The following is a 22,354-nucleotide window of genomic DNA, read 5'->3' as shown; positions in this document are numbered from 1 at the left end:
CACGACGAATTTTCGCAAATGGTTTTTAATTTTTTTTGACGAATGCAGGGAGATGCGTCTTGAAAATTGAATTCGGGTAATAGAGTAGTAACGAAAGTTGAAGGTGGAACGACTATGCTAAATTCTCTCCAACAGTACATTATCCAATTGATCGAATGGCTTCAAAGTTTGCCTGGTGGTCCATGGGCCGGTCTAGGTGCACCGTTTTTAGAAGCGATTTTTCCATTTTTACCACTCGTTTTAATCATCTCTGCGAATGCGGCGACATACGGCTTTCTGTTAGGGGTCCTCTTATCCTGGATTGGGAACCTTCTTGGAACGATCGTCGTCTTTGCAGCCGTCCGTTATGTGTTCCGCAAACCGATGACACGCTGGCTCGAGAAACATAAGGCGGCGGTCTATTGGTTAGAACGCATCAATCATATGAGTCCGATCTCACTCGGATTCTTATATTCTCTTCCATTCATCCCGGTCAGTTTGATCACGTATTTATTGGCGCTCATTCAGATGCCGCTCCGTACGTTCATCATGGCGGCAGGATTCGGGAAACTGCTCGTCGTCGTGATTTTTTCTGTCATTGGGGACCAGTGGGAAGAATTTATCCAAAGCCCGTTTCGCTTATCCATGCTCGGTCTGCTCCTCATCGTATTATGGGCCATCAGTCGAGGACTTGAAGAAGTGCTCAAACGACGGGCGTTCAAGAAACGAAACGAGCAGTTGAAACAAGAAATGATAACCAAACGACAAACACCCCTTTGAACAAGGGGTGTTTTCACTTATGACTGTTTTTTAAAACGTGGGAAATTGAATGCGATGGCGATTCCTCCACAAATAAAGAGGAGGAACGGATAGAACATGAACGGGACGAGGTCCGGCGATGCGGTCTTCGTCAACTCTGCGGCGATGAGAAGTTGTGCTCCATATGGGAGAATTCCTTGTACACCACATGAGAAGATATCGAGTACGCTCGCTGATTTCTTCCGTTCGATGTCATACTCGTCCGCGATGTTCGCTGCAAGTGGACCGGCTACGAGAATGGAAATCGTATTGTTCGCCGTCGCTACGTTTGTCGCACTGACAAGTCCAGCGATGCTCCATTCGGCACCGGCACGTTTTTGAATACGAGATGTCAACGCGTCACGTAAATACGTGAGTCCGCCGTTGTGTGAGATGAGACCGACGAGTCCACCCATGAGTAACGTCAGGAATGAAATTTCGGCCATGCCAATCATCCCGTCCGCAATAGCTGTCACAAACGCCGTGACGGATAGGCTTCCATCTAGGAGACCGATGATGCCGGTGAGCGTGATGCCGCCTAACAGAACCAAAATGACGTTCAGTCCTGTCAATGCGAGTCCGATGACGGCAAGATACGGAATCAGTTTGTACCATTCGAATGCGGCGACATCGACCGTTGACTCCCCATTTGACAAGACGGCGAGTAAAACCGTCGTGATGATGGCAGCAGGTAGCACGATCCAGAAGTTCGTGCGGAATTTATCACGCATGTTCGTTCGTTGCGTCCGGACGGCAGCGATCGTCGTGTCCGAGATGAACGAGAGATTGTCCCCGAACATCGCCCCTCCGACAACGGCTGCGGCAGCGATGGCGACATTGACGCCACTCTCTTCATGGATACCGAGGGCGATCGGTGCAAGTGCCGCAATTGTACCCGTCGACGTTCCCATCGCCATTGAAATGAAAGCGGCGATGACGAAGAGTCCACTCAAGAGAAGCGAGGGCGGTAATAAAGTCAAGGCAGCGTTGACCGTCGCGTCGATGGCACCGATGGCTTCCGCTACCGTTGAAAAGGCGCCAGCCAGTAAGAAAATGAAAATCATGATGATGATGCCCGGATTGCCGGCTCCTTGCGCGATGCGCTCGACGGTTTGGGTGGCACTTCCTTTTGTCATGAATGCCGCAACCATCAAGGCGATGATGGCTGCGACGAGTACCGGAAACTTATAAAAGTCTCCGTAATAGACACCCGCCCCGATGAAGAAGAGTAAGAAGACGAGTAACGGCAAGAGTGCCCATTTGTTTGCTGTTGGTTGTTCCAAAATAATCACCTCACTAAAAATAAAAAGGACCCTTTCTTAAGAAAAAGGTCCTTCGTGCGAAATACCCTTTTCATCTTTCGAGCAATACGCCCGCTGGATTTGGCACAGGTTCCCCGCTGCCGAGACTTCACAGGGCCAGTCCCTCCGTCTCTCTCGATAAAAAGTGAATCTATCCAATTAGTAAACACGTTCCCTAACGTACCTGTTTCAAATCTGCTTGTCAACTTAAAAACTCCCCAATTCGATGTGAGAAAGGGGAGTTTACGTCGTTAAATTGTTGAAGTGCGCCACGCGGTTACGTCCCGCATATTTCCCACCGACATATAGCGCACGGTCCGCGTTTCGAATCGTATCGTCTAAGCGCTTATTTCCAAACGCATCGATTGTATCGACCCCGATGGACGCGGTCACAGAAACCTCGTGATGATCGACAAGGAACGGTTTCGCTTCGATTTGCTGGCGAATTCTTTCTGCAATGTCAACGGCTTGAGACATGTCACAATGATTGAGAAGCAAGATAAACTCTTCCCCACCATAACGGGCGGCAAAGTCATCAGCGCGAAGGGCTTGCCGGATACGTCGACCAAATTCCTGCAACACTTGGTCACCGACTTGATGGCCATACGTATCATTGATTTTTTTAAAGAAATCGATGTCGAGCATGGCGACCGAGATCGGATACATCGAGATGTCGGATATTTGTTGAATCCCGTATTCGTAGAAGGCGCGGGCATTGGCGAGGAGAGTCAAACTATCCGTCCGGCTCTCGGTATACAGACGATCTCGTTCATGACAACGGCTGATGGTCCGATTGAACGATTTGAGCAACTTGATGATTTCATGTTGGATAATCTTCGGATATCCATATACGCGTTCACCCGTCATCACGATCCATGTGCGAATTCCCTCAATCTCTTCCGAACGAATCGAGACGAAGCTGTGGTAGTCGTCATGAAAAGCGTCAGACAATGAGGCATCCCACTCAAATCGCATCTCGTAGTCAAGGACCGGCTCGACAGGTTGACTGATATCCAGTAGCGCAAATACGACGGGGCGATCAATCGGTTGACGTGTCTTCAAGTCGAAGTAGAGTGTGCGATCAAACAGTTTGAACTCGATATATCCTTCATCGTAATGGTTCAATTGTTCACACTGACTTAAAAAGACTTCAATGGCTTGTGCTTCGCTCTGTGATAAAGAGACGGCTTCTTTCGCTTCGTCGTACTGTTCAATCAGAGATTTATACGCATCCTGTCGTCCCTTTTGAATGAGAAGTCGTTTGATGAAGAAGGTCAACGCTGCCGCGATGCTACTGACGACAAGTAAATTCGTCTCTCGGAAGAACGCTGCCGCTAAGATGAAGATCAAACTGACGACATATGTGTAGAAAGCGATTTTCATGAAGTCGCTCAATGCGATATCGACGCGGAACCACCATCTCACCTGATATTTTTGAAATACGGTATTTAACAAGATAGCAAAGAATAACCCGGCAAGCGGTACAAACGATTCTTGCGAATAAAAATCAAGGCCGGTTACCCCACCGAGGGCGAGATAGACGGTAGCGGGAATGACAATTTCTAAGTATGCCGTAATGGCGTTCCACGGATAGGTGAAGCGAAAACGGCGTATGGCGACTTTTGGTCTCAAATTGGCGAATTGAAAGACGAATAATCCAATCTGGTTGACGATGAGTGCGGTTTCAAATCCAAAGAATAGAAAAAGAATTAATACGATACTCTCAGAGAATGTGAAGTACACACCTTTGACTTCGATTGAATCGAGTTGAAAGATGATGACGAGTAATGAGATTAAAATAAAGGACAACGGATCAATGGTCGGGGCGTGCAGCACATCCAATGTAAATAATCCGATGGTGAAGCAGAACAAAACACTCCATATGCTCCAACCGAGCACGGACATCTTGCGAAAGTGGTTCATGTGTTCCCTCCTAGCATGGGACATTTCAAGATATAATAGTAAAGATTCGTCATGATTTCTTGCGAGTCCTGCCTTTCTTTTATCATGCTTGAATTCTAGCATTGAGTATACAGGGAATATCCTCTATAATGAAGTTGCTTTTCAACCGCATAGACGAAAGTCGATGAAAAAGAGAGTAACGATGGTTTAGTCAACAAAGCGACCTGGGGATTGGTGAGAGCCTGGGCTGACAAACGTCGCGAAACGCACTTTTGAGATGCTATCCGAAACGAGAGTAGGCATAGCCGGAGGGAACCGTTATCACCATAAAGCGGTCTGCATCATGCAGGCAAGAAGAGTGGTACCGCGGGAATTCCCGTCTCTTTGCATCTATGCAAAGGGCGTTTTTTTTATGAGTTGTTATTGAAGAAGGAGGACATACAGATGAGTTATGAACGCAAGTATGCAGAAGCACTATCCCGTGTCATCGGTGAAGAACTCACGATTGACCAAATTGAAGCATTGATTGAGAAGCCAAAACACGAGGCGCACGGTGATCTCGCGTTCCCGTGTTTCCAATTGGCGAAAGCTTACCGAAAAGCACCTGTCATGATTGCGACAGATATCGCAAATGAATTGAACGATGCATTGTTCACGAAAGTGGAGGCGGCGGGACCTTACGTCAACGTCTTCTTGAGCCGTGATGTCGTATCAAAAGAAATCATCAACACCGTGCTTGAGGAAAAATCGGAATATGCGACACACGAAGCACGCAATGAAACGATTGTGACGGACTTCTCGTCACCAAACATTGCGAAGCCGTTCTCGATGGGTCACTTGCGTTCGACGGTGATTGGGAATGCAATCAACCAAATCGCACGTAAAAACGGATATGACGTCGTCGGCGTCAACCACCTTGGAGACTGGGGCACTCAGTTTGGGAAATTGATGGTCGCCTACAAGAAGTGGGGCGATGAGGAAGCGGTACGCGCCAACCCGATCGCAGAACTTTTAAAATTATACGTCCATTTCCACGAAGAGGCGAAGACACAACCAGAACTCGAAGACGAAGGTCGTGCTTGGTTCAAAAAGCTTGAAGATGGTGATGTGGAAGCGACAGAGCTTTGGCAGTGGTTCCGTGACGAGTCGCTTAAAGAGTTCCAAAAAGTATATGACCTCCTCGGTGTGAAATTCGAAAGCTTCAACGGGGAAGCGTTCTATAACGATAAAATGGCACGCGTCGTCGAGATGCTCGAAGCGAAAAATCTCTTAGTCGAAAGTGAGGGCGCGATGGTCGTCTCGCTCGAGGAAGAGAACTTGCCACCTTGCTTGATCAAGAAGAAAGATGGCGCGACATTGTACGCGACACGCGACTTGGCAGCAGCGATCTATCGTTACGAGACGTACAACTTCGTACAAGCGAACTATGTCGTCGGTGGCGAACAGGCGCTACATTTCAAACAACTCTTCTCGGTCCTTCGTAAGCTTGGATATGACTTTGTTGATGGCATGCATCACGTGCCGTTCGGCTTGATCTTGCAAGAAGGGAAAAAGATGTCGACACGTAAAGGACGCATCGTTCTTCTTGAAGAAGTGTTGAAAGAAGCAATCGAAAAAGCACAAGCGAACATCGAACAGAAGAACCCGGATCTTGCGAACGCAGAAGACGTCGCACGCATGGTCGGTGTCGGCGCGGTCGTCTTCCACGATTTGAAAAACGAACGCATCAACAACATCGAGTTCGATCTCGACAGCATGCTCAAGTTCGAAGGAGAGACAGGGCCTTACGTTCAATACACGAATGCTCGTGCGAACTCACTCCTTCGTAAAGGAAACTATGACGGCTCACCATTCACTGGTGCAGACGATGACTATTCATGGGGTGTCGTCACGATGCTCAATGCGTTCCCACACGTCATCACGCGTGCACATGAACGCCGCGAACCATCCATCATCAGCCGCTATGTACTCGACCTCGCGCAAGCGTTCAACAAGTACTACGGTCACGTCCGCGTCCTAGAGGAAGATGCGAGCAAACAATCGCGTCTCGCTCTCGTCAAGGCAGTGACGCTCGTATTGACAGAAGGGCTCCGTTTACTCGGTGTCGAAGCGCCGGAAGAAATGTAAGACAGACGAAAGGACCTCAAAAAATTGAGGCCCAGCTTGTTGACTAACATAAATCATATCGCTCGCCTTTCCGGCGCCCACGCTTTCCGCAGGCAATCCCGGAGCCGCATCGCGACCTAGGTCGCTGCTGGGTCTCCGTCGGATTGCTTTCCTGTCGGAGTCGGGACGCCGTCGGGCGAGCAACGCAAACGGTCGTCATCTGACGGCCGTTTGTCTTTTTCTAAGGCCTCGATGGCCGAAAAAATCATCAAAAGAAGGAATCCGACATGTAACGCTTCAATCCTGAAAACGACATGAAGCGAACCAGACGGAATCGAGAAGGTTCAACGCGCCAATCTGGCTTCAGTCACTGTACAAAGCATAAAAAGTTGCCTAACCTGTTGATTGGAAAGGACCGTCTCATAATACGTCTTCAATTTCTTGGGGCAGAACGCCCCAAGAAATCGAAACCCACAAAAAAAGATGGACCAGATTGCAAGATGCAATCTGGTTCATCAACAGCCTGGACCTCAAAAATTGAGGTCCTTTTTGTATTCACGCTTTCATCCGCGTCACCGTCCGGGCTTCCGTATCATAGAGACACCATTCCCGATCGAATATGACAGCACCGACGTTGATGACATATCGTTTTTTCTTCAAATGGAACGGTGTCCCGATTTCCCACGGCAAGGATTTTCCTTTTCGGTAAATCCCGGGGATGTGACTATGTCCGATGAAGACGAGTGGATATTTCCCTTTCTCGACAACCGGTTCCCAGTCTTCGTTCCATTTGACTTGATGCCCATGTAAAAAGCGGGCTTCCTCGAGAGTCGTCTGTTCCGGCAATAAGGAAATCCGTGTTTTCACGGGATGGTCGATGACGAGCACCTCGTCGATTCGCTCTTCCTGATTACCACGTAGACTCGGAAATGTGAGTAGCGCTTCGTAATTCGGATCATACGTCACGACGTCTTCCACATGATGAAAGCGTTGGTGACGTCGTTTTTTCCCGATGTGGCATTCATATAGATCCCCGAGACAGAGAATGTGCTCGGTTTCTCGCCGGACATCATCGAGAACGGCCTTCAAATCATCAAACGAACCGTGTGGGTCACTGATGATGGCGAGTTTCATCGGAAGTTCGTAAATTGGGCATCGACGGACAACTCGAGTTCACGTACGAGTTGCATGACGGCCTGAAGATCGTCACGCGACTTACCTGTCACGCGAATTTGGTCGTCCTGGATTTGCGATTTGACTTTTAGTTTTGATTCCTTGATGGCGTTGTTGATTTTTTTCGCGTCATCTTTGTCGATGCCGCTTTTCAATTTCACACGTTGGCGAACCGTTCCGCCGAGTGCGTTCTCTACTTTTTGATAGTCGAGGTTTTTCGTCGGGACACCGCGTTTGATCAATTTTGTGATCAAGACGTCTTTTAATTGCTCGAGTTTATAGTCGTCATCCGAGATGAGGACGAGGTCGCCATTGTCGAGCGACATCTCACTCTTTGAGCCTTTAAAGTCGTAGCGGTTCAAAATTTCCTTTTCTGCGATTTGGATCGCGTTCTTCACTTCTTCAAGATTCATTTCGGACACGATATCGAAAGAATTGTCTTTTGCCATGTTTCATCCATCCTTTGTGTGGTTTTGTTATAATGATAGCAGATTTGAAGCAGTGAAGGAGTGAAGAGATGGAACGTACAATGGATCAACACACACATGCAGACTTAGATCACGTTGCCTATCACGGGAAAGACCTAGGGGTGACGTTCAAAGGGGAACAGATTCGACTACGAGTTTGGTCTCCGGTAGCGGAACAGATGTCGGTCAAGTTATATCGAACAGCCCGTGCCCGTAAGTTTGAACGACTCGAGCTCGAGCCGGCTGAGAAGGGGACGTGGGTGATCGAACTCGACCGTGCCTTATTCGAAGGTCAATTTTATGTATTTGAAGCGCTGATTGATGGGAAGAAAGTGGAGTCGCTCGATCCGTATGCGAAAGTCGTCGGAGTGAATGGGAAGCGTGGATGTCTACTTGACCCGGCATCCTTGAACCCGGACCATTGGATCAAAGAACGTCCGCTATTCAATTCTTCACAAGAGGCGGTCATCTATGAGGCGCACGTCCGTGATTTGACGAGTCACCCAGAGAGTGGGGCGACGCACCGTGGGAAATTCTTAGGGATGACCGAGACGGGTACGACGACCACGAGCGGTTACACGACAGGACTCGATTATATTACCTCGCTTGGAATCACTCATCTCCAATTAATGCCGTTCTTTGACTACGGCTCGGTGAATGAGTCACGTGAAGGGGAAGACAATTATAACTGGGGTTACGATCCGGTTCATTACTTTGCGGTCGAAGGATCTTACGCCTCGTCGGCAGATGACCCGGCGACGCGAATTGTCGAATTGAAGGCACTGATTCAAGCGCTCCACGATCGAGGCATCCGGGTCATCATGGACGTTGTCTTCAACCACACGTATGATGCGTTGACAACACCGCTCGGGCAATTCGTCCCGGACTATTACTATCGCTTAAACGAAGACGGAACACTCGCGGATGGTTCGGCATGTGGGAATGACACGGCATCCGAGCGTGCGATGATGCGTAAGCTCATGGTCGAGTGTGTAACGTACTGGGCGAAAGAATTCATGATTGATGGGTTCCGCTTCGATTTGATGGGACTCCATGACGTCAAAACGATGAACCAGATTCGGAAAGCGCTCGACCGCGTCGACCCATCGATTCTTGTCATCGGGGAAGGCTGGGATTTGGATACACCGATCCCGGTTCGTGAAAAAGCGAATCAGCATAATGCGCATAAGATGCCACGCATCGCCCAATTCAATGATGGGATTCGAGACGGTGTCCGAGGAGACGTCTTCATCGAAGACTTACCGGGCTGGGTGAGTGGAAACACGGATATGACAGCAGATGTGAAACGAGGGATTGCTGGTGGCATCACGAGCCAAAGTTTCGCTGATGAGCCGAACCAGGTCGTCAACTATGTAGAATGTCATGATAATTTGACGCTTTGGGACAAGTTATCCGTGACGAATCCGGAAGATGACGAGACGACACGTCGCCGTCGCCACCGTTTGGCGACGTCGATTGTGCTCCTAAGTCAAGGGATTCCATTCCTTCACAGTGGACAGGAATTTTTCCGGACAAAAGACGGGGATGAGAATAGCTTTAATTCAGGCGAAGTCATCAACCGTATGGACTGGAACCGGGCGGAGCAAGAAGCGCCAAGTGTGGAATATGTGAAAGGCCTCTTGCGTCTGCGTAAGCAGTATCCGCTCTTCCGACTCGAAAACACGGAACAGATTCGCAAACACTTGCGTTTCTTTGATGAAGCAGAGGGTGTGATTGCCTTTGAATTGAGCCGTCATGTGGAAGGATATGTAGAACGACATATCGTCTACCACAACGCACTCGAGGAGGCGGTTGAGGTCAAACTTCCATCTGGCAAGTTCGAGGTGAACGTGGAGGACCATACCGTTAATCTGACGGCGCCACGTCAAGTCGAGGACCGTTATATGACGGTCGCTCCACTCTCGACACTAGTCGTAACCGAACGTCGCCCAGATTACAGCAAGTACGCTGTGGCCGGTGGTGCGGCCCTCGCTGTAATCGGTGGTCTCTGGTATGTATCGAGAAAGCGGAAACGCAAAGAACAGTAACCAAAAAGGAGACGTTAATCCGTCTCCTTTGGTGTGTCTTCCTCTGTTTGAGATGCCTCGAGTTGCATCATTTTTTGAACGAGGATGTGTTTTGGCATATGCATCAGTTCCTCGAGGGGGACGTTTAATTTTTTTGCGAGTTCAACTGCGGTCTCTGGTGATAGTTGTAATGGACGCATGGAAGGTCTCCTTTCTAAACGATATGTCTTTACCGTCAGTATACAGGAAAATCGAAAATGTGTTGAATGAACACATTCAAAATCGAATTTCGTTTCGGTCGTTGCTAAGCTGAAACTAGGAAGTGATCAAATGTACAAACAAACAGCAGACTTTCAATTTCATCAAACGATCGAATGGCTTGAACGTGTAGGTGAAGGTTGGATGTTGTACTTGGCGCAAACTGGATTTTTGTTCTTTGACGAGTCGTCTCAAATTCGCTGGGAGATCGACTGGAAATGGACACCATGCGCCCTATATGTGGAGCCGAATGCAAGACGTGCCGTGGCATGGTTCCAGGAAAAAGGACTTTACGGAGTCATTGATTTACAACGAGGACAGATGGAGACGCATGCGATCCCTCAACGATTCAACGGAGACTGGTTTAGCAATTTGCACTATTGGCAAGGCGATGACATCTTCTTATATTCAGCCGAATCGGATGTCGTAGCCTTGAACCTCCATGATCATACGTTTCGATATAGCCGCTATGAAGAAGTCCCTGTCTTTGGGAACATCATCGAGCTAGCGTATCAAGGGACGTATGATTTTGAACGGTTCACACCTGAAACGTGTGTGACATTGTTCGATGAACGAACTCATCATTTTTTAGTTGAAAATGTGAAGACGAAAGAAACCTGGCGCATTCCATACGAAGGAAACCGCGACACGGTCATTCTCGATCAAGTGGGAGAAACGACGGCGATCACATCGACAGAGTCGTTCCAACTGTTTCATCGAGAGGAAGAATTATTCTGCTCAAGCGTGTGTGCAGACAACCAATTATTGAAGGTAATGCTGTTAGATGAACGAGGGGATCGACTCGTCGTCTTGTCCGCACCACCACGATTTTGCCATAGCTGGCTTCAAGTCTTTGAACGACAAGAGTCCTGAACCGAACCTAGGTTCAGGAATTTTTTGTGAAGTGATGATGAATGAATCGAGAAACGGGAAGTAGATGGATAGACAGGGAGGAGTGACATCAATGGAATGGTTAGGTAGGCAGTTGGTTCGTTTTCGGTATGGCGTATTACTCATATGGGCGATTTTACTCGCGGGTTCAGTTTATTTCGGGCTACAGCTCCCGGGTGAGTTGAGAGGAAACGGGTTTGCCATTCAAGACGGACGTTTCCAACAGGTAGAAGATCAGTTAAATGAACGATTTGATCGAGCAGGTGCTTCAATGATCGTCTTATTTGAAGGAGGAAATCTGGAGGCGGTCATGGACGAACAACAAGACCGTTTTGGGGAAATTTCATCAATTGATGGCGTGATTACCCCGGCGGAGAATCCGGACGCGCGTTCCGGGGACGTATCCTATTTCGTGCTGGAATTCGAAGATTATGATGCGGCGGAATCCTCAATCGATGCCGTCCGAGACGCGCTCATCGTGGATACAGATACCGAAGTCCGCTTGACGGGAGAACCAGTATTTGCGGACGACTTAAACGAAGCTTCGAAGAATGACTTGATTCGAGCGGAGTTGATCGGGATTCCGGTCGCGCTTGTCGTGTTGTTGCTCGTTTTCGGCACGCCGCTCGCCGCGCTCATGCCGTTACTCGTCGGGTTGATTACCTTTATTGTCGCAGCGGGATCTCTATTCTTTTTTGCACAAAACATGGAATTATCTATCTTTGTTCTCAATGCCGTCGCCATGATTGCGATTGCGCTTGGGATTGATTTTTCACTGTTACTCGTCAACCGTTACCGTGAAGAGTTGATGCGCGGGCAATCGAGAGAAGAGGCGATTGTCCGGACGGTAGCGACGGCGGGACGCTCGATTCTCTTTTCAGGTCTATGTGTCTTTGTCGGGTTGGCCGGTCTACTCTTTATTCAGGTGGATGTCTTCCAAGCGGTCGCGCTCGGTGCGCTCATTGCCGTCGCGGGGGCCGTGCTATCTGCACTGACTCTGTTGCCATCATCACTTTACTTAGTCGGTGACGCCTTAAATAAAGGACGAATCATCAAGACAGATGAGACGAAATCTGAAAAGCGCTGGCAAAAGCTTGCTCGCTTCGTGATGAGACGTCCGGTGACGATGACGCTCATTGCTTTGTTGATTCTACTCCCGAGTCTTTGGTTCGTGCGCGACCTAGAGTTGAACATTCCGGACGCCGATGCGCTCCCGACTTCCTATGAATCACGAGCGGCGCTCGAACGGTGGGACGATGTGTTTGGGGATAACTCGACCGATGCGGTCCTTTTATTCGAAGCGAACGATTTGACCGATCCGATGATTTTAGAGGAATTGACGAGTCTCACAGATGAGTTAAACGAGGTCGATATTGTCGATAATGTCTCGACTTTCTTAACGACATCCGGATTGACGCCTGAGACGTTTACGCAACTCGCCGAAGCGGCGCCAGAACAACTCGCCCCACTTGAGCGACTTGTGACCCTTGATGGGAATACAGATTTGGCGCTCGTGAATGTCAGCTTCGATGTACCTCCGAGTGACAAAGAAGCGCAAGCATTCGTACGCGATTGGCGAGACAAAGGGTTTGAAGTCGGCGGACCGGCAGCCTTCAATGAAGAGATTTATGATGAGATTTATGACAGCATTCCCTATGCGGTCATCACCGTCATCTTGGCAACCTTCTTCATCCTCATGTGGGCGTTCCGATCCATCTTGATTCCAATCAAGGCGATTCTCATGAACGTGCTTGGTCTTGGGGCGACGTTCGGTTTACTCGTCATCATTTTTGAATCAGGTTATGTGTACGATGCAGAAACAATCAGTATTTTGACACCGGTGTTCATCTTCTCACTCGTCTTTGGATTGTCGATGGACTATGAGGTATTTCTTGTTTCGCGAATCGAGGAATATTACCGCGAGACAGGCGACAATGACTATGCGACGGAGATGGGGCTTGCGAAGACGAGTAAAATCATCACTTCAGCCGCCATCATTATGATCGTCGTGACGGGTGCGTTCGCCTTCACGGGTGTGAGCCCGATCAAACAGCTCGGCGTGGGGATTGCGCTCGCCATCTTCATTGATGCGACCATCATCCGGATCCTGCTCGTTCCGTCTCTCATGAAACTGTTCGGGGATTGGAACTGGTGGTGGTTCGGAAAGAAAGATTTACCGAAACGTAACATGCACTAAAGGTAAAATTCATGAACTGAATCAAAATGTGTGGTAAACTACGTACAAGATTACGCGCAATTTGAGAAAGGAAGGTCTTTATGGATACCGAGAGGACATGGCCTCTGTTCCAACTTCCGGACTTCTAGCGTTGACTGATTACAACCACGTGTATCAATCAACAAACGGAAGATCGGAGATGGAACAGATGGAACCGCAGCTACGACTGAGGATCCTCCTCTCCGTCAAGAACGGGGAGGACAATCGGAATGAAACGAGTTGCTACCATAGTGCTCGGAACGCTGATCATGGCGTTCGGTTATTATTATTTGAATGAACAGTTTGGTTTGGCGGAAGGCGGGTTCGTCGGTTTATCGCTACTCGGTCGTTATTTATTTGATATCGACCCGGCGATTTCGATGATCGTGCTCGACATCCCATTTTTTATCGTCGCTTTATGGTGGAAAGGATGGCGTTTTGTCGGGCAAGCGGTACTAGCCGCTTCATCCTTGTCGCTCAGTTATGCGATGTGGGACCGTCTCGACTTGCTCACGTTTGAGATTCAAGTATGGCCAGCGACGTTGTTCGCTGCCATCGCAAGTGGGATTGTGACCGGATATGGTCTCGGTCTCGTCTTGAAGTCAGGCGGGGCGACCGGGGGCGATGACTTATTCGCCTTAGGTCTATCGAAATGGACAGGCGTGTCTGTCGGTACGATTCTCATCACGTTTGATGTCATCGTCTTGGCGATCTCGCTCATCTATTTACCATTGTCGAATGCACTGTATACGCTCGTCGCGGTCTCGATCGCAGGTCGGGTCGTCACGAAGATGTTGGCGGACGACGTGGTTGAACATACCAAGCCGGCGGTCATCAAACCCAAACTTTCACCAAAAAACGATCTCGCCTGAGATCGTTTTTTGTTTTGTAAAATTTATCACAGTTTTATAGCCGTCTTTCTTCTACACTGAACGTAGAAGGAGGGAGTCACATGAAATGGATGATTCCAAAACAACACGGCGCTTGGTCGATGCTCATCTTACCGTTCTTACTCGGCGGCATTGTCGGCGGCTGGACACTCGCGCACATCCCGTTCGCCATCGCCTGGCTGTTCGTCTATATGGGCACATTTTTCTTGTTCCAATTCATCAAGCAACGGAAAAAATCGCAGCAGATGTTGCGCACGGTCATCACGTATTTGACGATTGCCACCGTCGCCGCCATCCCGGTGTTTCTGTCCGAATGGCGTCTCGTCTGGTTCGTCCTCGCGATGATTCCGTTTGGTTTGGTGAACGCCTATTTCGCCAAAATCAAGGACGAGCGCAACGTCTGGAATGACGTCAGCGCCGTCACCTCATTTTGCATCGGTGGGATGGCGAGCTATTACCTAGGCGCGCGTACGCTCGACGCGACGATGGTGTGGGTATTCGTCTTGCCGTACCTCTATTTCCTCGGGAGTATCTTTTTCGTCAAGACGATGATTCGAGAGAAGAAGAGTGTGTCGTATCGCAATCTGTCTTGGGGATATCACGGCTTGCTCGTCGCCGTTTTCATCGTCCTTGGGTATCCGTTACTCGCGCTCGCTTACGCACCAAGCCTAATCCGAGCGGTTGTCTTCTACGGTAAAAAGATCCCTATCATGAAGATCGGGATCGTCGAAATTGCCAATTCGGTGTTCGTGCTCGGGTGTCTCAGCTGGTATTTATTTTCTTAAGAAGGGGGAACCCTTCTTTTTTTAGTCGCTTGAAGCGGTGCTCGAGATGATGGCCACGGTTGCGGCAGCCGTCGCAGCTTGTTGCATGGCGAGCAAATGCGCGAACGTGCCGTGCAACAGTAAATCGCTCGCGTCTTCCTTGATGTTGTTTGCCGCGACGAGTTGCAAGGCGACGGTCAACGCGTGTGTGTGGAACCAGCGATGTTTTTCCTTCTCCGCGTTCGTGATGTCAATCAGGTCGCGTTCGTCATTGTCGTTCGGGACCGCGACGATGGCCAACAGGGCGAGCGGTGGCAGATGTTCATTTTTGACGGCGATGGATTGTTTTTTTAGCCAGTTGTGCCAATCCAAGAAGCGGGTGACGACCTCATCTGGTGATAACTCACTAAAGGCGAATAAGTGCGAGACGAGTTGGAGTTCGTTCGAGCGGGGGAGCTGTGCTTTCAACGCTTCATAATACGTCTCAATCCGTTGACTCAACGCATCGTGGTCATCGAACGCTTGAACGAGAACGAGGGCGGACAACAGGTCTTCTTCACTCGTCAGCCAAGGATGATTTCGTTTGAACGTCTGATAGAGTGCGCTCGCCTCGTCGAGTCGGCGTTCGGGCTCATCAACGTTAATCAGTTGGCTCGCGATAAAGGGCCGTAACATACTGAAGCGGAAGTGCTTTCGGTCGAGCAACGTGTCGAGCCGGAGTACCTCGTCGATGGCCGGTTCGATGTCTTCATACTTGGCGTCGAGAAACGACAGCCAGACGAAATTATTGCTGCCGCGAAATTTTGAGAACATGCCGGTCTTTTGTTTCAGAACCGCTTGAGCGTGTTCGAACCGTTTCGAATCGAACGGGGCATCGTGCATGGCGTAGTTGATTGCCATCAAACGTCGGAAATCGTCAGTGAACCATTTTGTCGCCCCCCTGATTCCTTCGAGTGCTTCGAGGTAATGGGTGTAACGTGTCATCATCAGCAATTCCTCCTTTTTCTCCTTATACGAGTCCGCTCGAAAGAATGATTCAAAAACAGCCGCCCTGGATTCGTCCGGGGCGGCTGTTTGTTATTGGACTTGCGTATACAACTTCTGCATGTACTCGTTCACTTCGTCGGCCGCTTGGAACATCATGAATGAGTGTTGCAAGATGATCTCTGGTGAGAAACCGAGGTCGAGGTCGAGTGTCGAGGCGAGTGTGACATCGCGATCGCTGTCGAGTACACAACGGAAGTATTTGAACTCCTGGTTGAACTCGTTCAAGGCATTAAGAATCGGTAAATCTTCTACGTAATCTGGGACGTGCGTGACGGTAGCAGCATACAACTCAGCATCTGTCGTCTTTTTGTTAAAAGCGATAATCATAACGGGCTGAGCCCCGGATTTTGTTGTTTCACGCGTCAAGAACGTGACGTGCGTTTCAGTGTCGCTCTCTTTGAACGTCATGTTGCGTTCAGCGGCGAGCGCTCTAAATGATTCTACTTTTTCTTCGAAGTTCACAAGGAAATCCCCCTTAGTAAGTCGTTACTCTAACTTTCTCCCATTTGGACAGGGAAAGCAAGGGGAACTAGCGTTTCATCAACATTTTAATGGCTTCTTCCACCGTTTCGGACGTATCTTCGCCATCTGCTTGAGCGGTGATGATACATTGTTCCAAGTTCTTAGCCACAATGATCGTCGAAGCGCGATCGAGTGCGGAACGTGCGGCACTTAATTGCGTCACGACATCGCGACATTCTTTTCCTTCCTCCATCATCCGGATGATGGCACGAATTTGTCCTTCCACTCGTTTCATGCGATTCAATACTTTTGCATCGTATACATACGGTTCCATATCATTCACCTCTATAGGAAAAATTGTTCAGTTACCCAACTATTTATTGTGTAGGCTCATCTTAATACATGGGGGAGTATGTGTCGAGCATCAACTATCCAAATGGATGATGTTGAAAAATTCGACATTTCGACAAACTTATTTCTTGCAATTAAATACCCGAGGGGGTATATTAATGGCGTGGAAGCGAAATGTTCAAAAAATCACAAATTTGTTGAACGCCAGCAACCAAGCCGAATGGTATAAATCGAATTGAAAAAAGAAAGGTAGATCAACGATGAAAGCATCCGCTTTAAAACGTCAAATGGACTTTGAAGTGCCTGTAAATATCGTCGACGTCCGAGAACGTGACGAGTTTCAAGAAGCACATATTGAAGGCGCGAAAAACTATCCGTTATCCGAAATGACAGAGTGGATCGACACGCTCGATCCAGCTGAAGAATATGTCGTTCTTTGCCGCTCAGGTGCGCGTAGCACGCAAGCGACTTGGCAAATGGAGGCGAAAGGCTATAAAGTGGTCAATATAGAAGATGGCTTGATGAGTTGGCCAGGAGAAGTCGTCAGAGGAGGAAATGGACAATGAGTAAAAAAATCGTAATCGTCGGTGGGGTAGCAGGTGGTGCATCTGCAGCAGCGCGTCTTCGTCGATTAAATGAAGAAGACCATATCGTTATGTTCGACCGTGGAGAGTACATCTCGTTCGCGAACTGTGGTCTTCCATACTATATCGGAGATGTCATCCAAGACCGTCAAAAACTCCTCGTTCAAACCGTTGAAGGGATGAACAAGCGTTTCCAACTCGATATCCGCAATTTGACGGAAGTCATTAAAATTAACCGTGAAGAGAAAACAGTGACGGTGAAACACGTTCACACAGGCGAAACGTATGACGAGTCATACGACGTTCTCATCCTGTCACCGGGAGCGAAACAGATTCGTCCAAACATCCCTGGAATCGATGAGGCAGAAGCTATTTTCACGCTTCGCAACATTCCGGACACAGATAAAATCCGTGGCTACGTTGATGACAAGGCGCCGAAGCATGCGACCGTGATTGGTGGAGGCTTTATCGGGATTGAGATGGCAGAAAATTTACGTGAGCGTGGCGTTGAAGTGACTCTCGTCGAGATGGCAGATCAAGTCATGACACCACTCGACCGTGAGATGGTGGCGCCAATCCATGAACACATGCGCTTGCATGGCGTCGAGCTTCAATTGTCAGATGGCGTTTCTTCATTCTCTGAAAAAGGGAAGAAGGTGCATTTGACGAGCGGTCGTGTCATCGATACAGATATGGTCATCATGTCGATTGGGGTTACACCGGAATCGACGATTGCGCGTGAAGCCGGCCTTGAAACAGGCACGCGCGGTGCAATCCGAGTAAACGAAAAAATGATGACATCTGACCCGTCGATTTATGCGATCGGGGATGCGGTCGAAGTACTCGACTACGTTTTCAAAGAACCAACTGTTGTGCCACTCGCATGGCCAGCGAACCGTCAAGGCCGTCTCGTTGCGGATATCATTAACGGTCGTGACGTGAAATACAATGGAACGATGGGAACGGGAATCGCCAAAGTGTTTGATATGACGGTCGCATCGACAGGATGGAATGAAAAACGGTTGAAGGCGGCTGGTAAGACGTATGAAGCCGTCCACGTGCACCCCGGTTCACATGCCGGCTATTATCCAGGATCGACGCCGGTGTCACTCAAACTCTTGTTCCATCCGACAACGGGTGAGATCTACGGTGCGCAAGGCGTTGGGATCAATGGAGTCGACAAACGCATCGACGTCATTGCGACGGCGATGAAGGGCGGTTTGACAGTCCTCGATCTACCTGACCTTGAGCTCAGTTACGCACCACCGTTCAGCTCGGCGAAAGATCCGGTCAATATGATCGGGTATGTCGCGTCGAACGTCGTCCACGGTGACAATGAAGTCGTGCATTGGGATGAAATCGATGAGCTCGTGGAAAATGGAGCGACGTTATTAGACGTTCGAGATGAATCCGAGCATGAACTCGGAAAGATTCCAGGGTCGATCAATGTACCACTCAACTCATTACGAGAAAACTTGGACAACTACGACCGGAGTGAAACGATTTACGTGACGTGCCAAGTCGGTCTTCGTGGCTATCTCGCATCACGCATCTTACGTCAAAACGGCTTTAAGGTGAAAAACTTGAGCGGTGGCTACAAGACGTGGTCGCAAATCAAGCGTGATTTCGAGGCGCTTGAAGAAGCGAACACATCAAATGAAACAGCGGCTACCGTTGTAGAAGAGGAGCCAACACAAATGACAAATGCACCAATCGGGGAAGCGGTCATGTTAGACACATGTGGTCTACAATGCCCGGGACCTATTTTAGAAGTAAATAAGAAAGTCGCAGAACTCGGGGAAGGCGAAACGCTCCGTGTTCTCGCAAGTGACCCAGGATTTTTCGCAGATATTGAAGCATGGGCGAAGAAGACAGGAAACAAACTCGTCTCGAAACAATTCGTTAACGGACGCGTTGAAGCCATCCTTCAAAAAGGACAAGGTCCGGCTGCACCACAAGCAGGCGCACCAGCAGGAGACGGTGCATCAATGGTCGTCTTCAGCGGAGACCTCGACCGCGCACTCGCATCCCTCATCATTGCGCAAGGTGCTGCCGCGATGGGGAAAGAAGTGACGATGTTCTTCACATTCTGGGGACTCAATGTCATCCGCAAACCGGACGCGCCGGAAGTGAAAAAGCAAGGTCTTGAGAAAATGTTCGGCATGATGATGCCAGGGCATGCCGGCGAACTTCCACTTTCGAACATGAACTTCGGTGGTGTCGGTCAAAAAATGATGAAGAAAGTCATGAGCGATAAGAACGTTCCTTCTGTCGAAGAAATGATCAAGTCGGCGCAAGAAGCGGGCGTGAAAATGGTAGCTTGCACGATGTCAATGGATGTCATGGGTATCAAAGAAGAAGAGTTGATTGATGGGGTCGACCTTGGTGGTGTGGCAGCGTATCTCGGCGCAGCAGAAGGCGGTAACCTAAACCTCTTTATCTAAACGGAATAGAAAACGAGTCGGATTGCGATGCGCTCCCCGGCTCGTTTTTTGCTTTTAGAAAGAGTCGAGGTGATATTGAAAAACGAATTAATATTGCAATTTTCGTATAATTTACCTATAATTCAATTCATGTTAAGAAAGTTGACATGACTTTTTCTATTGAGATTTTTAGAGTGATGGAGGATTAGTATGGAGAAATTGGTAGAGAAACTCGTTTCGCAAGCGAACGATTTGTTGTGGTCGCAAGTGCTCATCGTTGTACTTGTCGCGTTAGGTCTTTATTTTACAGTTCGTATGGGCTTCGTTCAGTTCCGCATGATTCCTGAAATGTTCCGCCTCTTGTTCAAAGAGGGCACAGCACGTGAAAAAGGCCAAGTGTCTTCGTTCCAAGCTTTCGCAATCGGAACGGCAGCTCGTGTAGGGACGGGTAACATTGCCGGTGTGGCGACAGCGATTGCGCTAGGTGGCCCAGGAGCAGTTTTCTGGATGTGGCTCATTGCGTTGATTGGGGCAGCATCTGCATTCGTCGAAAGTACGTTGGCACAAGTGTACAAGATTCGTGATGGACGCACATGGCGTGGGGGACCTGCCTACTATATGGAGCGTGCGCTCGGCCAACGTTGGCTAGGTGTCTTGTTCGCGATTTTAATCACGTTCTCATTCGGATTCGCGTTCAACTCGGTACAGTCGAATACGATCTCACTCTCTGTGAGTAACCAGTTCGGCATCAGCACAACAGTCGTTGGGGTTGTCCTCGCGATTGTGACGGCCATTGTCGTCTTCGGTGGGATCCAATCGATCGCACTCTTGTCGAGTATCATCGTACCGGTCATGGCAGGTGGCTACATCTTACTCGCGATTTGGATTATGGTGACGAACGTTTCCCTTCTACCAGACGTCTTCAGCCTCATCTTCTCAGAAGGAGTCCTCGGAATTGAGCAACTCTTCGGAGGGGCGATTGGCGCCATGGTACTTCAAGGGATTCGTCGAGGTCTCTTCTCGAACGAAGCGGGTATGGGTTCTGCACCGAACGCCGCTGCGACAGCGGAAGTATCGCACCCTGTCAAACAAGGATTGATTCAATCGTTTAGCGTATTTGTCGATACATTGCTCGTTTGTACATCGACAGCGATGATCATCTTGATTTCAGGCGTAGCCGGTTCAGAGTCGTTTGCGGGTGTCGAATTGACGCAAGCCGCGTTGACAGTAGAAATCGGATCAGTCGCTACATCGTTCTTGACGATTGCAATTTTCCTATTTGCGTTCAGTTCGATTCTTGGAAACTATTACTACGGTGAGACGAATATCCAGTTCATCTCGGATAAGAAAATCTATGTCACGCTCTATCGCATCGGTGTTGTCGGCATGGTCTTGTTTGGTGCGGTCCGCTCTGCCGGCCTTGTTTGGTCGATTGCTGACGTGTTCATGGGTCTCATGGCACTCGTGAACTTGTATGCCATCTTCCGCTTGGCGAAAGTGGCTCGCGCCGTTCTCGATGACTACTTGGCACAGCGACGCGAAGGAGAAGATCCAGTTTTCTATGTCGACTCGGTTGAAAATCTTCCTGGTCGTGAATACATCGAAGCTTGGGAAAGCGAAACAGAGGAACAACAAACAGGAACAAGTCGTTCTTGATATAAGGAACCGTCTACGAATTCAAGTAGGCGGTTTTTTTACATATATAAGACGGGTAATGTCATAAAAAGGGGGCGTTCATGTATGGAGACGACGCATTATGTACGTGTTTCCCCAGAAGTTTGGGTGTCATTTAATCAGGATCCGGAGATGATTTTAGACTGGTTGATTCATATGCATGAGCAATATCGGGATCGGGACGATACGCTGACGCTTCCGAATGTGGAACCGTTTCAACGCGTACTTAGTCAAATCGAGGTATATATCGACGGGGCCGACACGTATAACATGGAAATGGCGCTCGTCGGCGAAGAGTTGATTGTCAATGAGGCGCAGGCGGTCGTGGTCGGTATCTTGACCCCGCAGTTACTTCATATCGTCAAAGATACGTTGCATGCGTTCGGGCGAGATGATGTGAAAGACATGGCATTCGTTGCAAAAGATGAATTCGAGATGATTTGGGAAGATTGGACCCGGTTGCAACAGTTTTGTGAGATCGCTTCGTCCCAGGAAGAATTCGTCTTGATTTATTATGAATGAAAGTGAATTCCCATGGTATACTGTTAATAAATGGTATAAAGGGGATTTGCTCATGGATGTGTTCGGCGCTCTCATCTGGCTCGGGCTACTCATCAATCCGTTTCTTGCGTATCAAACGGGGTTCAAGTCGCTTTATCGCATCACACTCATCTCATTCGCCGTATTCTTCATGACATGGGGGTATGCTGTCACGGTCGGGGTGGTATCTGTCTCATTTGACACGGCTTGGAACGTCCTTCTCATCGCGTATGTCGGTCTTTTAGTATTGAATAGTTATTTGGTCAGCAAACGATTCGTTCCACAGATGACATGGGTTCGTTTTGGTGCAATCGCACTGATTGGCGTTGGTGTCAGTCAAGCGTGGTTAGGACTGAGTACAGGAGAGTGGACACGATCATTCTTCATGGACGGGGACTTCTGGATGATGAGCGTCATCGTATCGCTACTGCTCCTGCTTCTTGTCACGATGAAGATGTTAGACCGACGAATAGAAGTATAAAAAAATCCCGAAACGAGTTGA

General features: G+C 48.9%; 20 protein-coding genes, 1 riboswitch and 1 other annotated feature. Of the genes, 12 read left to right on the top strand and 8 right to left on the bottom strand.

Features of this window, described 5'->3' with window-relative positions:
• Positions 1-114: 114 nt before the first annotated feature.
• Positions 115-759, top strand: coding sequence for a TVP38/TMEM64 family protein (locus tag KNO72_RS06690; protein WP_214685143.1), 645 nt, complete (start codon positions 115-117; stop codon positions 757-759).
• A 17-nt stretch (positions 760-776) separates the two neighbouring features.
• On the opposite strand, the gene KNO72_RS06685 is transcribed toward KNO72_RS06690, so the two are convergent.
• Both KNO72_RS06685 and KNO72_RS06680 read right to left on the bottom strand, forming a co-directional pair.
• Positions 777-2,060, bottom strand: a complete 1,284-nt coding sequence (locus tag KNO72_RS06685) for a Na+/H+ antiporter NhaC family protein (protein WP_196430354.1) — start codon at positions 2,058-2,060, stop codon at positions 777-779.
• Positions 2,061-2,127: 67 nt separating this feature from the next.
• Positions 2,128-2,223: riboswitch (SAM riboswitch) on the bottom strand.
• Positions 2,224-2,321: 98 nt separating this feature from the next.
• The gene (locus KNO72_RS06680) at positions 2,322-4,001 is read right to left on the bottom strand and encodes a GGDEF domain-containing protein (protein WP_214685145.1); all 1,680 of its coding nucleotides are present in this window, start codon (positions 3,999-4,001) and stop codon (positions 2,322-2,324) included.
• Between the two features lie 154 nt (positions 4,002-4,155).
• Positions 4,156-4,367 (top strand) — a binding site (T-box leader).
• 57 nt (positions 4,368-4,424) lie between these two features.
• Between KNO72_RS06680 and argS the strand changes: the two genes are divergently transcribed.
• Positions 4,425-6,107 carry an arginine--tRNA ligase gene (gene argS, locus KNO72_RS06675; RefSeq protein ID WP_214685147.1) on the top strand — a complete coding sequence of 561 codons (1,683 nt, stop codon included), beginning with the start codon at positions 4,425-4,427 and terminating at the stop codon, positions 6,105-6,107.
• Between the two features lie 534 nt (positions 6,108-6,641).
• On the opposite strand, the gene KNO72_RS06670 is transcribed toward argS, so the two are convergent.
• Together KNO72_RS06670 and KNO72_RS06665 are read right to left on the bottom strand one after the other, a co-directional pair.
• Entirely contained in the window at positions 6,642-7,220 is a 579-nt protein-coding gene (locus KNO72_RS06670; protein ID WP_214685149.1) for a metallophosphoesterase family protein, read from the bottom strand.
• On the bottom strand, positions 7,217-7,708 hold the full coding sequence (locus tag KNO72_RS06665) for a YajQ family cyclic di-GMP-binding protein (protein WP_015880519.1): 492 nt from the start codon (positions 7,706-7,708) through the stop codon (positions 7,217-7,219). The genes KNO72_RS06670 and KNO72_RS06665 overlap by 4 nt, the downstream gene beginning before the upstream one ends.
• 68 nt (positions 7,709-7,776) lie before the next feature.
• On the opposite strand from KNO72_RS06665, the gene pulA reads away from it, so the two are divergent.
• A complete protein-coding gene (gene pulA, locus KNO72_RS06660; protein ID WP_214685152.1) occupies positions 7,777-9,774 on the top strand; it encodes a type I pullulanase in 1,998 nt (665 codons plus the stop codon).
• A 14-nt stretch (positions 9,775-9,788) separates the two neighbouring features.
• Here pulA and KNO72_RS06655 read toward each other — a convergent pair whose 3' ends face one another.
• Positions 9,789-9,953, bottom strand: a complete 165-nt coding sequence (locus KNO72_RS06655; RefSeq protein ID WP_074034904.1) for a YycC family protein — start codon at positions 9,951-9,953, stop codon at positions 9,789-9,791.
• A gap of 130 nt (positions 9,954-10,083) precedes the next feature.
• Here KNO72_RS06655 and KNO72_RS06650 point away from each other — a divergent pair, with 130 nt between their 5' ends.
• The 4 genes from KNO72_RS06650 to KNO72_RS06635 all read left to right on the top strand — a co-directional run bounded on the left by KNO72_RS06650 (position 10,084) and on the right by KNO72_RS06635 (position 14,792).
• Positions 10,084-10,884 carry a hypothetical protein gene (locus tag KNO72_RS06650; RefSeq protein WP_078146142.1) on the top strand — a complete coding sequence of 267 codons (801 nt, stop codon included), beginning with the start codon at positions 10,084-10,086 and terminating at the stop codon, positions 10,882-10,884.
• Between the two features lie 91 nt (positions 10,885-10,975).
• Complete coding sequence (locus KNO72_RS06645) at positions 10,976-13,099, top strand: MMPL family transporter (RefSeq protein ID WP_214685154.1); 2,124 nt, start codon at positions 10,976-10,978, stop codon at positions 13,097-13,099.
• Positions 13,100-13,347: 248 nt separating this feature from the next.
• The gene (locus tag KNO72_RS06640; RefSeq protein ID WP_214685155.1) at positions 13,348-13,989 is read left to right on the top strand and encodes a YitT family protein; all 642 of its coding nucleotides are present in this window, start codon (positions 13,348-13,350) and stop codon (positions 13,987-13,989) included.
• Positions 13,990-14,069: 80 nt separating this feature from the next.
• Positions 14,070-14,792 (top strand): YwiC-like family protein, encoded by a 723-nt coding sequence (locus tag KNO72_RS06635; RefSeq protein WP_078146145.1) that lies wholly within the window; start codon positions 14,070-14,072, stop codon positions 14,790-14,792.
• Positions 14,793-14,813: 21 nt separating this feature from the next.
• Here KNO72_RS06635 and KNO72_RS06630 read toward each other — a convergent pair whose 3' ends face one another.
• The 3 genes from KNO72_RS06630 to KNO72_RS06620 form a co-directional block, all read right to left on the bottom strand.
• Positions 14,814-15,758: a DUF4003 family protein gene (locus KNO72_RS06630; protein WP_240499775.1), complete on the bottom strand. Its 945-nt coding sequence runs from the start codon at positions 15,756-15,758 to the stop codon at positions 14,814-14,816.
• Between the two features lie 90 nt (positions 15,759-15,848).
• Positions 15,849-16,280: a type III secretion system chaperone family protein gene (locus KNO72_RS06625; RefSeq protein ID WP_015880528.1), complete on the bottom strand. Its 432-nt coding sequence runs from the start codon at positions 16,278-16,280 to the stop codon at positions 15,849-15,851.
• A gap of 67 nt (positions 16,281-16,347) precedes the next feature.
• Complete coding sequence (locus tag KNO72_RS06620) at positions 16,348-16,614, bottom strand: metal-sensitive transcriptional regulator (RefSeq protein ID WP_015880529.1); 267 nt, start codon at positions 16,612-16,614, stop codon at positions 16,348-16,350.
• A 277-nt stretch (positions 16,615-16,891) separates the two neighbouring features.
• On the opposite strand from KNO72_RS06620, the gene KNO72_RS06615 reads away from it, so the two are divergent.
• From KNO72_RS06615 to KNO72_RS06595, 5 genes are all read left to right on the top strand, one after another.
• Positions 16,892-17,197, top strand: coding sequence for a rhodanese-like domain-containing protein (locus KNO72_RS06615; RefSeq protein WP_015880530.1), 306 nt, complete (start codon positions 16,892-16,894; stop codon positions 17,195-17,197).
• Positions 17,194-19,659, top strand: a complete 2,466-nt coding sequence (locus KNO72_RS06610) for a CoA-disulfide reductase (RefSeq protein ID WP_214685156.1) — start codon at positions 17,194-17,196, stop codon at positions 19,657-19,659. The genes KNO72_RS06615 and KNO72_RS06610 overlap by 4 nt, the downstream gene beginning before the upstream one ends.
• 189 nt (positions 19,660-19,848) lie before the next feature.
• Positions 19,849-21,294, top strand: coding sequence for an alanine/glycine:cation symporter family protein (locus tag KNO72_RS06605; RefSeq protein ID WP_078146147.1), 1,446 nt, complete (start codon positions 19,849-19,851; stop codon positions 21,292-21,294).
• An 84-nt stretch (positions 21,295-21,378) separates the two neighbouring features.
• Positions 21,379-21,834: a hypothetical protein gene (locus KNO72_RS06600; protein WP_214685157.1), complete on the top strand. Its 456-nt coding sequence runs from the start codon at positions 21,379-21,381 to the stop codon at positions 21,832-21,834.
• Between the two features lie 52 nt (positions 21,835-21,886).
• Complete coding sequence (locus tag KNO72_RS06595) at positions 21,887-22,333, top strand: hypothetical protein (protein WP_214685158.1); 447 nt, start codon at positions 21,887-21,889, stop codon at positions 22,331-22,333.
• Positions 22,334-22,354: the final 21 nt, after the last annotated feature.

The organism is Exiguobacterium sp. s123 (assembly GCF_018617075.1).
In the GTDB taxonomy this organism is placed as follows: Bacteria; Bacillota; Bacilli; order Exiguobacteriales; family Exiguobacteriaceae; genus Exiguobacterium; species Exiguobacterium profundum.
Note: the sequence above shows the minus strand (reverse complement) of the source record. Positions and strands in the feature narration are given on the sequence as shown.